The sequence below is a fragment of the Streptomyces sp. NPDC001406 genome (assembly GCF_042895285.1).
GTDB lineage: Bacteria > Actinomycetota > Actinomycetes > Streptomycetales > Streptomycetaceae > Streptomyces.
Map to the genome: position 1 here is coordinate 354,721 of NZ_JBIAWG010000006.1, position 13,342 is coordinate 368,062.

The following is a 13,342-nucleotide window of genomic DNA, read 5'->3' on the forward strand; positions in this document are numbered from 1 at the left end:
CGACGCCGGCCCTCAGGAGTGGGGCACGACCACGGCCGTGGTCACGACTCCGCGCCGGACGCTCCACCGGCCCTCGAACCGCTGGACGCGGTGACCGTCCACCCATGGGCCGGGGACGAGGAGTTCGGCGCGCAGACCGCCGTGCGGCCGCTCGCCGGGGTCCGCGAGGATCTCGATGTCGGCCTCGCTGAAGTCCAGCCAGCGTCCGGTGAGGGGGAACCACGCCTTGTAGACGGACTCCTTGGCGCTGAACAGGATCCGGTCCCAGTGGATGTCGGGGCGCTCCGCGGCGAGCCCGCGCAGGCGCTCGCGCTCCGTGGGCAGGAAGACGAAGGAGACGACGTCCTCGGGCAGCGGTTCGTCCGGTTCGGCGTCGATACCGAGGGAGGCCAGGTCGGCGGCGCGGACCAGGGCCGCGGCGCAGTAGCCCTGGCTGTGGGTCATGCTGCCGACCAGGCCGTCCGGCCAGCGCGGGGCTCCGCTCTCGCCGGTCGGGATGGGCTGCGCGGGTACGCCGAGCTTCTCCATGGCCCGCCGGGCGCAGGCGCGCACGGACGAGAACTCGCGGCGGCGCTTGGCCACCGCCCGGACCATGAGCGCCTCCTCCTCGGGATAGAGCGGGGCTTCCTGGATCGCGTCGTCACCGTGCAGTTCCACGGCCACGACCGAGTCCGGGAGCAGCTCCTCGATCACCGGATCCGACCTCCATCGGCAGAATGCGGCGCAGCCTTCCCGGGGGTTCCGGTCGCTTGCGCCACTCGCGGGGATATCCCACGGACACCTCTTCGAAGCGGACGCCGTCGAGCCAGGTGGTCCGCGGGATGTGGAGATGACCGTAGACCATGGTGTCGACCCGGAATCGGCGGTGCCAGTCGGCGGTGAGGTCGGTGCCGCACCACATGGCGAACTCGGGGTGCCACAGGACGTCGGTGGGGTGCCGGTCGAGCGGATAGTGGTTGATCAGCACGGTGGGCAGGTCGTCCGGGAGTTCGGCGAGCCTGCGTTCCGTCGCGGCGACCCGGGCGCGGCACCAGGCCTCGCGCGAGGGGTGGGGGTCGGGGTGCAGCAGGTACTCGTCGTTGCAGACGATGCCGGTGCCGTGCGCGTAGGCGAGGCCCTCCTCCTTGGTCGCGCAGCCGTCGGGCAGGAACGAGTAGTCGTACAGGAGGAACAGCGGCGCCACGGCCACCGGGCCGCCGGGGCCGTCCCAGATGGGGTAGGGGTCCTCGGGGGTGGTCACGCCCAGGTCCCGGCACATCCCGACCAGGTACTCGTAGCGTGGGACGCCGCGCAGGGTGACGGGGTCCTTGGGGTGGGTCCACAGATCGTGGTTGCCGGGGACCCACAGCACCTTGCGGAAGCGGCCGGCGAGCGTCTCCAGGGCCCAGCGGATGTCGGCGACGGTCTCCGCGACGTCACCGGCCACGATCAGCCAGTCGTCGTCCGTCTCGGGGCGCATCTGTTCGACGAGCGCACGGTTCTCGGCGTACGCGATGTGCAGGTCGCTGATGGCCAGCAACTGCCCGGCACCATCGGCCGTCGACTCCACCCGTCACCCCTTCCGATCACGCCACTGGCAACACGAGAACATATTCACCGCCCCCGGACAAGGGGCAACCGATCCGGACGGCGCGGCGCCACGGCCCGGGCCCCGCCGGCGCCGCTCACCCGCCCTTTCCGCACGGCTGCGTCGTCCGGGTGAGCCGGGGTCGGGAGGCGTCCCGTTGGGGCGGGAGAGTGGTGGTGAGGGAGATGGTTTGGCAGAAGCCGGGAATCCGTAACATTCGCGTTGCACGACGGGGCCCTTGAAAGCCGTATGATCGCCCCAACACCACCGCCACGAACTTCCCTTCGCGTAGGGCGGTTTGGTGTCCCTCCAACCACCCTGCCCGGGCACGGGCCGCTCCGCCCTGCCCGAAATCCCCGAAAGGCGGCCTGCATGATCTCTCGCGTACGCGTCTGGCTCAACCGCACGTACGCGGAGAACGTGTTCTTCATGGATCAGCTGCGGAGAAATCCCAGCGACCGTGCGGTCGAGATCCATGCCACGCACGGCGACGCCGACTCCCCCGTGCTGGCCGCCGCCGACACCGCCGACCTGGAGCCGGAGGGCCTGTCCCCGGCCGCGTACGTCGAGTACGCCCTGGACCAGTGCGCACGGCGCGGCATCGACGTGTTCGTGCCCCGGCTGCACCAGGCCGCGATCGTGGCGCACCGCGCCGACTTCGAGGCGGTCGGCACGGCCCTGCTGGCGCCGACGCCGGAGGCGGTGGCCGTGTTCGAGGACAAGGCGACGGCCTACGAGGCGGTGCGCTCGGTCGGCGTGCCGGTGCCGCCGTGGTGGCGGGTGCGGACGGCCGAAGAGCTCGTCACCGCCGTCGAGCAGCTGGAGGCGGAGGGTCACAAGGCCTGCTTCAAGCCGGCCGCGGGCGCGGGCGGCGTGGGCTTCCGCGTCATCACGCGCGCCCCGTTCTCGCTTCTGCACCTCAACGGCTTCCCGGGTCCCTACGTCCAGCTGGACCTGGTCGTCGAGGCGCTGGAGAAGGCCGATCACCCCGTGGACTGGCTGGTGATGCCGCGTCTGGAGCAGCCGGAGGTGTCGGTCGACTGCCTCACGGGTCCCGACAACCGGATCCGGCTGGCCGTCGGACGCACCAAGAACGGCCGTCGCCGCGGCTTCACGCTCGACGAGCGGTGGCTGGCGCCGGCCCGGCTGATCGCGGGAGGTTTCGGGCTGCACCACCTGTCCAACATCCAGTTCCGGATGTACGGCGACCGTCCGGTGCTGCTCGACGTCAACACGCGTCCGGCGGGCGGCCTGCACCAGCTGGCGCTGTGCGGAGTCAACGCCCCGTGGGCGGCCGTACAGTTGGCGCTCGGCGAGGACCCCGGCGAGATCGAGCCGCCGTTCCTGGGCCAGGACTACACGGTGGTGTCCGGACCGCGCCCGCTGCGGCCGGTGTCGCTGCCGCACCAGCGGTCGGCGGAGACCGAGCCGCTGCTCCCGGCGATGCCCGCGCCCGCCACCGGGCCCGCCGCCGAACTCACGACCGAGGCCGAAACCCCCAGCCCTGCCCCCGCAACCGCCTCGGCCATCGCACCCGCCTAGGCCCGGCCGTCGAGTCCACACCGGTCTGGACCAATCATGGCGCAGCCCCTTGACACCGTGATTGGTCCATACCAACTTGGTTGCGCACCCCTTCCGCACATCCGTGCACTCCCGAACACCCCCATTCCATCAGGGAGATCGCGTGCGCAACACATTCCGACGTTCCAGACGTCGTCTGCTCGCCCTGGTCGGCTCCGCGGTCCTCGCACTCGCCGGAGCCATCGCCCTGCCCGGTACGGCCCACGCGGCCAACATCCTCACCAACCCCGGCTTCGAGTCGGGCGGCCTCTCCCCCTGGACCTGCACCGGCAACCTCGGCTCGGTCGTCTCCTCCCCCGTGCACAGCGGCTCCAAGGCCCTTGCGGGGGCGGCGAGTTCGAGCGACAACGCACAGTGCACCCAGACCGTCGCGGTCCAGCCGAACACCGCCTACACGCTCAGCGGCTGGGTGCGCGGCTCCTATGTCTACCTCGGGGTGAACGGCGGCGCCTCGACATGGACGACCTCCCCGTCCGCCTACAGCCAGCTGTCGGTGTCCTTCACCACCGGCGCCTCCCAGACCAGCGCCACCATCTACGTCCACGGCTGGTACGCGCAGGGCACGTACTACGCCGACGACATCAGCCTGGACGGCCCGGGTGGCGGCGGAGGCGGCGACACCCAGGCGCCGACCGTGCCCACGGGTCTCACCTCGACGGGCAAGACCTCGTCGAGCGTGTCGCTGAAGTGGAACGCCTCGACGGACAACGTCGGGGTCACGGCCTACGACATCTACGCCGGCTCCAACCAGGTACTCAGCGTGTCCGGTACGACGGCCACGGTCAGCGGGCTGTCGCCGAGCACGGCGTACACCTTCACCGTCAGGGCTCGGGACGCGGCCGGCAACAGGTCCGGGGCCTCCAACTCCGTGACCGTCACCACGGACGCGGGCAGCGGCGGCACCGGCTTCAAGCAGGCCGCGCCGTATCTGTACGAGGGCTGGGGCGACCCGCCGAGCCCGACCACGGTGATGAGCGCGACGGGCATCAAGTGGTTCACGATGGCGTTCGTGCTGGACTCCGGCGGCTGCAACCCCGCCTGGGACGGCAGCCGCGCGCTGACCGGTGGCGTCGACCAGACCGCCATCAACCAGATCCGCTCCGCGGGCGGTGACATCGTCCCGTCGTTCGGCGGCTGGCAGGGCAGCAAGCTCGGCGCCAACTGCTCCTCCGCGAGCGCACTCGCCGGGGCGATCCAGAAGGTCATCGACGCCTACGGCCTCAAGGCCGTCGACATGGACATCGAGAACTCCGACGAGTTCGAGAGCGAGGCCGTCCAGGCGAAGATCCTCACCGCCCTCAAGACGGTCAAGGCCAACAACCCCGGCCTGAAGACCATCGTCACCTTCGGCACCTCGACGACCGGCCCGACCTACTACGGCAACCGCCTCATCGAGCAGGCCCAGTCGCTCGGCGCCAACATCGACGTCTTCACCATCATGCCCTTCGACTTCGGCGGCGGCTCCGACATGTACGGCAACACCGTCAATGCCACCGAGGGCCTGAAGGCCAAACTCAAGTCGACCTTCGGCTGGGACGACGCCACCGCGTACTCCCACATCGGCATCTCCGGCATGAACGGCCTGTCCGACCAGCAGGAGACCACCACCCCGGCGATCTGGACCCAGATCCGCGACTGGGCCAACTCCCACCACATTGCCCGGCTCGCCTTCTGGTCCGTCAACCGCGACCGGCCCTGCGCGGGCGGCGGCGTGGTGAGCAACTGCTCCGGCATCAGCCAGAACAACTGGCAGTTCACCTCCATCACGGCCGGCTTCACCGGCTGAGCGCACCACTGCTGACGTCCCCCCGGTTCCTGGGCCGGGGGGACTCTCCTTTCCCCTCGGACACCTGCCGGGAATTTTTTTCGTGCCGGGGTGTATCAGGGGCCGGCCCGGCGGCTCTTAACGGTGAAACACAACGGGGGAAGTACGGGGGACAACGGGGGAACAGGCTCGGGGGGAGCCAGGGGGGAGAACGGGGGACCACGGGGGATCGGGCCGGTCGGCCGCTGTCACGGGGAGCGACCGGCCGGCCCGAATGACGTCACCCGGCGGTGAGCGGGAGCACGAGGCCGTGCGGACACACCGTCAGGAGCGGCCCGCCCCGCGGTAGAGCTCCAGTTCACCGTCCAGTTCCAGGGCGAGCACCGTGGCATGCGGGTCGAGGTCGGCCGGGGCGGGCGGATCGATCCACAGCACACCCGGCGCCTCGTGCAGACCGCCGACGACCCGATGGCCGAGCTCCCTGCCGCTGCCCAGCACCGTCACCCGGCGCACCCCGCTGCGCAGCCCGCGCACACCGAACGCGGCACGCGGGGCGTCGAACAGCGTCAGGTACAGGGTGCGGCGGTCCGGCGAGAGCGTGCTCGGGCCGTGGTGATGGCCGGCCGGCAGCCCCCGCAGCGTCCCGTACACCGCCTCGGCGTGCCTGCCGATCCAGTCGCCGAGCCCCTCCAGCCGCTCTGCCTGCTCGGCCGGTACGGTCCCGTCCTCCCGCGGGCCGACGTCGAGCAGCAGGTTGCCACCGCCGCCGATCGTCTCGGTGAAGTAGCGGATCAGCTGGTCCACCGACTTGTGGTGGTGGTCGTGGTGCTGGAAGCCCCAGGAGTCGTTGATCGTCAGACACAGCTCCCAGGGGCCGTCCGGTGGGACCACGGGAGCCCCTTGCTCGGGCGTCGCATAGTCGCCCTCGCTCAGCATGCGCGCGTTGAAGACGACGTCCGGCGCGTGCGAGCGGACGAGCGCGGCGAGTTCACGGATCCGCCACTGTTCCTCGCTGCGCTCCCACTCGCCGTCGAACCACATCAGATCGGGCCGGTGACGCTCGGCGAGTTCGCGGATCTGGCCGTCCCGGTAGGCGATGAACCGCTCCCAGGCCGCCGGGTCCTCGCATTCGGCCGCGGCCTCGGAGTAGCGGTTGTCCTCCTGCTCCGGCGGGCGGCCGGGCCTGCGGGTGGAGGCGTAGTCCGGGTGGCTCCAGTCGGAGTGCGAGTAGTAGAGACCGACCTTGAGGCCCTCCTCGCGCAGGGCGTCCGCGTAGCCGGTGATCAGATCACGGCCCACGTTCAGCCGGCCGTGGGCGCTGTCCCACAGGGCGACGCCGTCGTGGTGCCGACTGGTCAGCACGGCGTACCGGGCGCCCGCGCGGGCGAACAGCCTCGCCCAGTCACGGGGGTTGTAGCGGGCGGCCGTGAACCGGTCGAGCTGGGACATGTACCGGTCGTAGGGGACGATGTCGTCGTAGAACGACCAGGATTCCTGGACGCCGTCGACGGCGTAGATGCCCCAGTGGACGAAGATCCCCAACTTGGCGTCGGTGAACCAGGGTTGTATCGCCACGGGTCAGCTCACCTCGGCACGCCGCAGACGCAGGGTCAGGATCTGGAAGGGGCGCAGCGCGACCGGGATCGCGCCGGTGGCGTCGATGTCGAGGTCCGTGTTCTCCAGGGGGCGCTCCAGCAGGTCGGTGACCTGGGCGCCGGCGAGCGGGAAGCCGGTGCGCAGGGCGCCCTGGGCCCGGCCGCCGCGGGACTCGTAGAGCCGGACGACGACATCGCCCGACCGGTCGTCGGCGAGCTTGACCACCTCGACCGTCACGCCCGCGCCGTCCACCGAGACCACCGGCTCCGGCTCACCCGCCGCGTCCGCCACGCGCAGCGGCAGATTGAGGGCGTAGCCCGCGGCGACCGCGTCCTCGATGCGCGCGCCGGGCAGCAGGGAGTAGACGAACCGGTGCCGGCCCTGGTCGGCCTCGGGGTCGGGGACGCGCGGGGCGCGGACCAGGCTGAGCCGGACCGTGGTGGTCGTACCTCCGTCCTCGCGGACCGTGCGGGAGACGTCGTGGCCGTAGGTCGAGTCGTTGATGACCGCGACACCGTAGCCGGGTTCGCCGAGGTGCACCCAGCGGTGGCCGGACACCTCGAAGCGGGCCGCCTCCCAGCTGGTGTTGGTGTGGGTGGGGCGCTGGACATGACCGAACTGGATCTCCGCGCAGGAGTGCGCGGCCCGGATGTCCACCGGGAAGCCCGCCTTGAGGATCTTCTCGGCCTCGTGCCAGTCGATCTCGGTCTCGAAGTCGATCCGGGGGCTGCCCGCCCGGACGGTGATCGTCTGGGTGATCCTCGAACCCTTGCCGAAGGAGCGCTCCACGCGGATCGCGCCGACGAGCGGACCCTGATCGACCACCGTGACCGACTCGGCGTCCAGGAGGTCCGTGTACCGGTTCTTGTAGTGCTTGTCGATGTCCCAGGCGTCCCAGTAGTTGGGCAGGTCCGTGTGCAGGCGCAGCAGATTGCCCGGGTCCGCGAGAACCTCACGGTTCGCCCGCAGGTCGACGACGGACGACAGCGTGCCGTCCTCCGCCACCGCCACGCGGACCAGCCCGTTGTCGAGGACCCGCCCCGACACCGTGACCGGCCGCGGGGGTTCGGCGTCGCCGAGGGGCGCGCTGCCGTTCGCGGGCACCTCTACGTACGCCGGCGTGCCGTCCGACGTGCGGATGACCTCGGCGCGGCCGTAGGGGCTGGTGTTGAAGACCCGCGTCCCGCCGCCGCCGAGCGCGGCCACGGCCTCGGCGGTGAGCTCCTCCAGCTCCCCCGCCACCCGGGCGTACTCGGCCTCCGCCTCGCGGTGCACCCAGGCGATGGAGGATCCGGGCAGGATGTCGTGGAACTGGTGCAGCAGCACCGTCTTCCAGAGGCGGTCGAGCCTCTCGTACGGGTACACGTAGCCCAGCGCGTGCAGCGCGGCCGTCGTCGCCCACAACTCCGCCTCGCGCAGCAGGTGTTCCGAGCGGCGGTTGCCCTGCTTGGTGCGGGCCTGGGTGGTGTAGGTGGCGCGGTGCAGCTCCAGGTACAGCTCGCCGGCCCACACCGGGGCGTCCGGATACTCGGCGCGTGCCTTCGCGAAGAAGGCGTCGGGGTGTTCGATCTCGACCCGGGCGGAGCCCTCCAAGTCCTTGAGGCGGCGCGCCCGTTCCATGATCTCGCGGGTGGGGCCGCCACCGCCGTCGCCCCAGCCGAAGGGGGCCAGCGAGCGGGTCGCGCCGCCCTTCTCGCTGTAGTTGCGCACCGCGCGGGCCATCTCCGTGCCGCTGAAGCGGGCGTTGTAGGTGTCGATCGGCGGGAAGTGGGTGAAGACGCGGGTGCCGTCGATGCCCTCCCACCAGAAGGTGTGGTGGGGGAACTTGTTGGTCTGGTTCCAGGAGATCTTCTGGGTGAGGAACCAGTCGTTGCCGGCGAGCTTGGCGAGCTGCGGGTAGGCGGCGGTGTAGCCGAAGGAGTCGGGCAGCCAGACGCCCTTGGTCTCGATGCCGAAGTGCTCCATGAAGAAGCGCTTGCCGTGGATCAGCTGGCGGGCGAGCGCCTCGCCGCCGGGCAGGTTGCCGTCGGCCTCCACCCACATGCCGCCGACCGGCGCCCACTGGCCCTTCTTCACGGACTCCTGGATGCGGGCCCAGACCTGCGGGTAGTTGTCTCGCACCCACTCGTACTGCTGGGCCTGCGAGCAGGCGAAGACGAACTCCTCGTACTCGTCGGCCAGGGACGTGACGTTGGAGAAGGTGCGGGACGTCTTGCGCTTGGTCTCGCGGATCGGCCACAGCCAGGCGGAGTCGATATGGGCATGGCCGACGCCGGAGACGACGTGGGCGCTGGCGTGGGCGGGCTTCGACAGCACCGGCTTCAGGGCCGCGCGCACGGCGGGCGCCGAACCGGAGATGTCGTCCAGGTCCAGCAGGTCCATCGCCCGGTCGAGGGCGTGCATGATCTCGTGCCGGCGCGGGTCGTGCTCGCCGAGTTCCAGCATCAGCTCGCGCAGCACCTGGACGTCGAGGTCGAGGTGCCAGACGTCCTCGTCGAGGACGGCGATGTCGGCGCGGCGGAAGGTGTACAGGGGACGGTCGCCCGCCGTCAGCACATCGCCCAGCGGGGTCGGGGCCGCGAAGTCGCCCGCGAGGATGTCGGGGTTGGAGGCGGCCTCGACCAGATAGTCGACCTGCTCCCCGCCCGTCGCCGGGTCGGCGATCGGCACGTACTGGTTGAGCGGGTTGACGGCCTTGAGCGGGGTACCGTCGGTGCGGTGGACGAGGGCCTCGGCCTGGTTGCCGGGCCAGTCACCCACGAAGCCGAGGTCGATCACGGCCTCGACGCGCCGGCCCGCGTAGGCGGCGGGCACCTGTCCGCGCATCCGGAACCAGGTCGTCCCCCACGGCGGGCCCCATGGGGTGCCCATCGCGAAGGGCTCGTAAGGGGCGGCCGCGGCCTCCTCGAAGGGCACGGGCTCCCCGGGCGCCTGCCATGCCTCCACTGCGAGGGGGACGGTGGCCGCGTATGTCGCGGGCTTGATGCGCTGGTTGTGGAGGCGCTCTACGCGCTCCTCGATCCGGCGGCGTTCGTCGTGCATGGAGGTCTCCAGGAAGCGAAGGGAAAGCGCTTACACAAGATATGCCAGGCCGGGATGGACGGCGGTGTAGCCCTCGACGAGCCGACGGGCCACGTTCACGGAGTCGACCAGCGGATGGAGCGCGAAGGCCTTCACGGCCGTCGTACGGGAGCCGGACTCGGCGGCGGCGAGCACCTCGCGCTCGACCGCCTTGACCGCGCACACCAGGCCCGTGGCGTGGCCGGGCAGCGGGTCGACCGCGACCGGGTGCGCGCCGTTGGCGTCGACCAGGCAGGGGACCTCGATGACGGCGTCATGGTCGAGCACGGAGAGGGTGTTCGCGTTGCGCACGTTCAGGATCAGGGTGGTGCGTTCGTCGCGGGCAATGGCCCGCATCAGGGCGAGGGCGACCTTCTCGTAGCCGCCGGAGAGATCGTCGGCGTCACGCTCGCCGGCGCCGGCCGTCTCGCGGTTCTCGGACATGTAGGTGGCCTCGCGCTCGGCGCGGGTGCGGTCCCAGGCGGCGAGGGCCGGCGCGTCCGGGTTGCGCATCTCCTCGTAGAAGTGGGCCTGCTGGTCGCGCAGGAAGGCGCCGCGGGTCTTCCCGGCCTGCTGGTAGGCGCGGACGGCCTCGCGGTTGAAGTAGTAGTAGTGCAGGTACTCGTTGGGGATCGCGCCCAGGGACCGCAGCCAGTCGGTGCCGAAGAGCTTGCCCTCCTCGAAGGAGCCGAGCAGGTCGGGGTCGGCGAGCAGGCGCGGGAGTTCGTCGCGTCCGGCGACCCGCAGGCCGCGCACCCAGCCGAGGTGGTTGAGACCGACGTAGTCGATCCACGCCTCCTTGGGGTTCGCGCCGAGCACCCGGGCGATACGGCGGCCGAGGCCGACGGGCGAGTCGCAGATGCCGATGACGCGGTCGCCGAGATGGCGGGACATGGCCTCGGTGACCAGGCCGGCCGGGTTGGTGAAGTTGATGACCCAGGCGTCGGGGGCGAGGCGGGCCACCCGGCGGGCGATGTCGACGGCGACGGGGACCGTCCGCAGACCGTAGGCGATGCCTCCCGCGCCGACCGTCTCCTGGCCGAGCACGCCCTCCGCGAGCGCCACCCGCTCGTCATCGGCCCGGCCCGCCAGGCCGCCGACGCGGATCGCGGAGAAGACGAAGTCGGCGCCGCGCAGGGCCTCGTCGAGGTCGGTGGTGGCCGTCACCCGGGGCGCGTCGGGCACGCTCGACGCCTGTTCGGCCAGGACGCGCACGATCGCGCGCAGCCGGCCGTCGTCCAGATCGTGCAGGACGACCTCCGTCACCCGCCCCTCGCCGCGGTCGGTCAGCAGCGCCCCGTACACAAGCGGCACACGGAATCCGCCGCCGCCCAGAATCGTCAGCTTCACGGCTGCACCTTTCCTGCCAGGACCACCTCGACGCCCGCCTCCTCCAGGGAGGAGCGCGTCACCGGGTCGACCGGCGCGTTCGTCACCACCACGTCCAGGTCCTCGGGACCACAGACCTTCGCCATTCCGGTACCCGGGAACTTCGCCGAGTCGGCGAGCAGGACGACCTTTTCGCTTGCCTTGATCATGGCTCGCTTGACCGGCACCTCGACAACGGTCGTGTCCATCACCTGCCCGCCGGGCCGCACTCCGCTGGTGCCGAGGAAGAGCCAGTCGGCGTGCAGCTGGCGCAGGTTGTCCTCGGTGAGGAAGCCGACCAGGGAGCGGTACTCGCGGCGGACCATGCCGCCGAGCAGCACCAGCTCGATGCCCTCGTCGTCGGCCAGCTCCTCGTAGACCACCAGGTTGCTGGTGATCACGGTGAGCCGGCGGCCGTGCAGCTGACGTGCCAGCCGGTAGGCGGTGGTGCCGATGTCGAACAGCACCGACTGGCCGTCCGCGACCATCGCCGCCGCGCGCGCCGCTATGGCGTCCTTCTCGGGCACGCGCACCTCGGCGACCTCGGCGAAGGGCTGGTCCCCCTCCTCCACCACGGCGCCGCCGTGCACCCGCGTGAGCAGGCCGTCCTCCTCCAGTTTGAGCAGATCGCGTCTGATCGTGGCCGGGCTCACGCCGAGCTGTTCGGAGAGGTCGGTCACGGCCGCGGGGCCGCCGGAGCGCAGGGCCCGGAGGATGAGTTGATGTCGTCGTTCCGCCAGCACACCATGAACACTACTCGTCATCTTCAATCAAATCCATGCTCAGTTCTGCTCAGTTATTGACCAATCTCAGGAGCGGCACACGATTCCGGTCACCGAATTGAAGAGTTTTGACGGGCTCTCCGGACGAGAGGACGTATCCGTGCACGACGGCCGGCCCGACGTGCTGCTGACCGGGCTGCTCTTCTACGCCCTCGTCCTCACGGGCCTGGGCAGGCCGCCCACACCGGGCGAGGAGATCTGGACGACTGGGCCGCCATCGAGGCCACCCCGGGTCTTCAGGGCGGGTTCATCCGGGAGTTCTGGGACCACGGAATTCTTCAGCGCGTGAGCGACGGAAAACCGGCCGGACGCGCAGGCGCCGGGCTGTATGACAACGGTGTCGCCGCGCCCGGCCATCGCTGGGCGTACGGCGGCGACTTCGGCGAGCCGATCCACGACGGCGCGTTCGTCGCGGACGGTGTCGTCCTGCCCGACCGCACCCCGAAGCCGGTGCTGTACGAGCACCGGGAGCTCGCGGCGCCGGTGCGGATCGAGTGCTTCCGGCACGAGGGGATCGTCCTCTCCAACCACCAGCACTTCCGGGGCCTGGACTGGCTGTCCGGCACCTGGGAGCTGTCCCTGGCGGACGGCCGTACGCTGTCCGCGCCCGCCGTACTGCCCGGTCTGCGGCCCGGCGAGACGGCGGCCGTGCCGCTGCCCTTCGCCGTGCCGCGCGACGGCGGCGAGGCCTGGCTGACGCTGCGGGTGAGCACGGCGCAGGACCTGCCGTGGGCACCGCGCGGGACCGAGGTGTGCGTGCCGCGGATCCGGCTGCGCGGTCCGGCCGTGCCGCTCGAAGACGCTCCCGCGGACCGGGCCGTCGAGGTCGACGGCGAGGGTCTGCTGATCCATCCGCTGCTGACGGCCGCGCCGGCTCTCTCGCTGTGGCGGGCGCCCACCGACAACAACGAGCTGGGCGGCATGGCGCAGCGCTGGCGGGCCTGGGGACTCGACTCGCTCGTCCGCAAGGTCGTGTCGGTCCGGCGGTACGGCGGCCGGGTGACGGTGCGCGCCGAGTACGCCGGGACGGCCGGGGTCGTACGGCACCGGCAGGTGCTCACGCCCGTCGAGGGCGGTGTCCGCATCGATGAAGAGGCCGAGCTGCCGGAGGAGTTCGAGGACGTGGCGCGGGTCGGCACGGTCTTCGGGACGACGCCGGGCCCAAAGCTGCTGGAGTGGTTCGGGCAGGGGCCCTGGGAGTCGTATCCCGACCGGAGCGCGGGGGCGCCCGTCGGCCATCGCTCCGTCCCCGTCGACGAGTTGTTCACGCCCTGTCTGCGTCCGCAGGAGAGCGGCGGCCGGCACGGCGTACGGCACTTCACCCTGTCGGCACCGGACGGCACCGGCCTCGCGGTGGTGCTCGATGAGCCGCGCCAGGTCTCCGTCACCCGCCACCGCGCCGAGGACGTGGCCGCCGCGGCGCACCACGACGAGTTGGTGCCGCGGCCCGGCTGCGTCGTGCACATCGACGCGGCGCACCGAGGGCTGGGCACGGCCTCGTGCGGACCCGACACCTCGCCCCGGTACCGCATCCCACCGGGTGTCCACCGCTGGAGCTGGACCCTGCGCGTTCGCTGAATTCCCCCGGTCGCACCCACCTCATTCTCCATTCTCCCCGGCCTC

At 71.2% G+C, this 13,342-nt stretch carries 8 protein-coding genes and 2 pseudogenes; 4 read left to right on the plus strand and 6 right to left on the minus strand.

Annotated elements, in window-relative coordinates; genetic code table 11:
* Positions 1-12: 12 nt before the first annotated feature.
* On the minus strand, positions 13-693 hold the full coding sequence (locus ACFY1J_RS17055) for a 4'-phosphopantetheinyl transferase (protein WP_390705475.1): 681 nt from the start codon (positions 691-693) through the stop codon (positions 13-15).
* Positions 641-1,549 carry a metallophosphoesterase family protein gene (locus tag ACFY1J_RS17060; RefSeq protein ID WP_390731428.1) on the minus strand — a complete coding sequence of 303 codons (909 nt, stop codon included), beginning with the start codon at positions 1,547-1,549 and terminating at the stop codon, positions 641-643. The genes ACFY1J_RS17055 and ACFY1J_RS17060 overlap by 53 nt, the downstream gene beginning before the upstream one ends.
* A 390-nt stretch (positions 1,550-1,939) precedes the next feature.
* Between ACFY1J_RS17060 and ACFY1J_RS17065 the strand changes: the two genes are divergently transcribed.
* Together ACFY1J_RS17065 and ACFY1J_RS17070 are read left to right on the plus strand one after the other, a co-directional pair.
* Positions 1,940-3,109: an ATP-grasp domain-containing protein gene (locus ACFY1J_RS17065; protein ID WP_390705473.1), complete on the plus strand. Its 1,170-nt coding sequence runs from the start codon at positions 1,940-1,942 to the stop codon at positions 3,107-3,109.
* Positions 3,110-3,251: 142 nt separating this feature from the next.
* A complete protein-coding gene (locus ACFY1J_RS17070) occupies positions 3,252-4,934 on the plus strand; it encodes a carbohydrate binding domain-containing protein (RefSeq protein WP_390731429.1) in 1,683 nt (560 codons plus the stop codon).
* Positions 4,935-5,237: 303 nt separating this feature from the next.
* Here the strand turns inward: ACFY1J_RS17070 and ACFY1J_RS17075 are convergent, their stop codons facing one another.
* From ACFY1J_RS17075 to ACFY1J_RS17090, 4 genes are read right to left on the minus strand one after another with little or no spacing between them, the layout of a single operon-like run.
* Positions 5,238-6,488, minus strand: a complete 1,251-nt coding sequence (locus tag ACFY1J_RS17075; RefSeq protein WP_390731430.1) for an alpha-L-fucosidase — start codon at positions 6,486-6,488, stop codon at positions 5,238-5,240.
* A 3-nt stretch (positions 6,489-6,491) separates the two neighbouring features.
* A complete protein-coding gene (locus ACFY1J_RS17080; RefSeq protein WP_390705470.1) occupies positions 6,492-9,551 on the minus strand; it encodes an alpha-mannosidase in 3,060 nt (1,019 codons plus the stop codon).
* A gap of 30 nt (positions 9,552-9,581) precedes the next feature.
* The gene (locus ACFY1J_RS17085) at positions 9,582-10,919 is read right to left on the minus strand and encodes a 6-phospho-beta-glucosidase (RefSeq protein ID WP_390705469.1); all 1,338 of its coding nucleotides are present in this window, start codon (positions 10,917-10,919) and stop codon (positions 9,582-9,584) included.
* Positions 10,916-11,680 carry a DeoR/GlpR family DNA-binding transcription regulator gene (locus ACFY1J_RS17090; protein WP_390705468.1) on the minus strand — a complete coding sequence of 255 codons (765 nt, stop codon included), beginning with the start codon at positions 11,678-11,680 and terminating at the stop codon, positions 10,916-10,918. Before ACFY1J_RS17090 ends, ACFY1J_RS17085 begins: the two co-directional genes overlap by 4 nt.
* A 139-nt stretch (positions 11,681-11,819) precedes the next feature.
* On the opposite strand from ACFY1J_RS17090, the pseudogene ACFY1J_RS17095 reads away from it, so the two are divergent.
* Positions 11,820-11,930 (plus strand): annotated as a pseudogene (locus tag ACFY1J_RS17095) (carbohydrate kinase family protein); the annotation flags it as partial.
* A pseudogene (locus ACFY1J_RS17100) lies at positions 11,921-13,297 on the plus strand (beta-galactosidase domain 4-containing protein); the annotation flags it as partial. The pseudogenes ACFY1J_RS17095 and ACFY1J_RS17100, both read left to right, overlap by 10 nt.
* Positions 13,298-13,342: the final 45 nt, after the last annotated feature.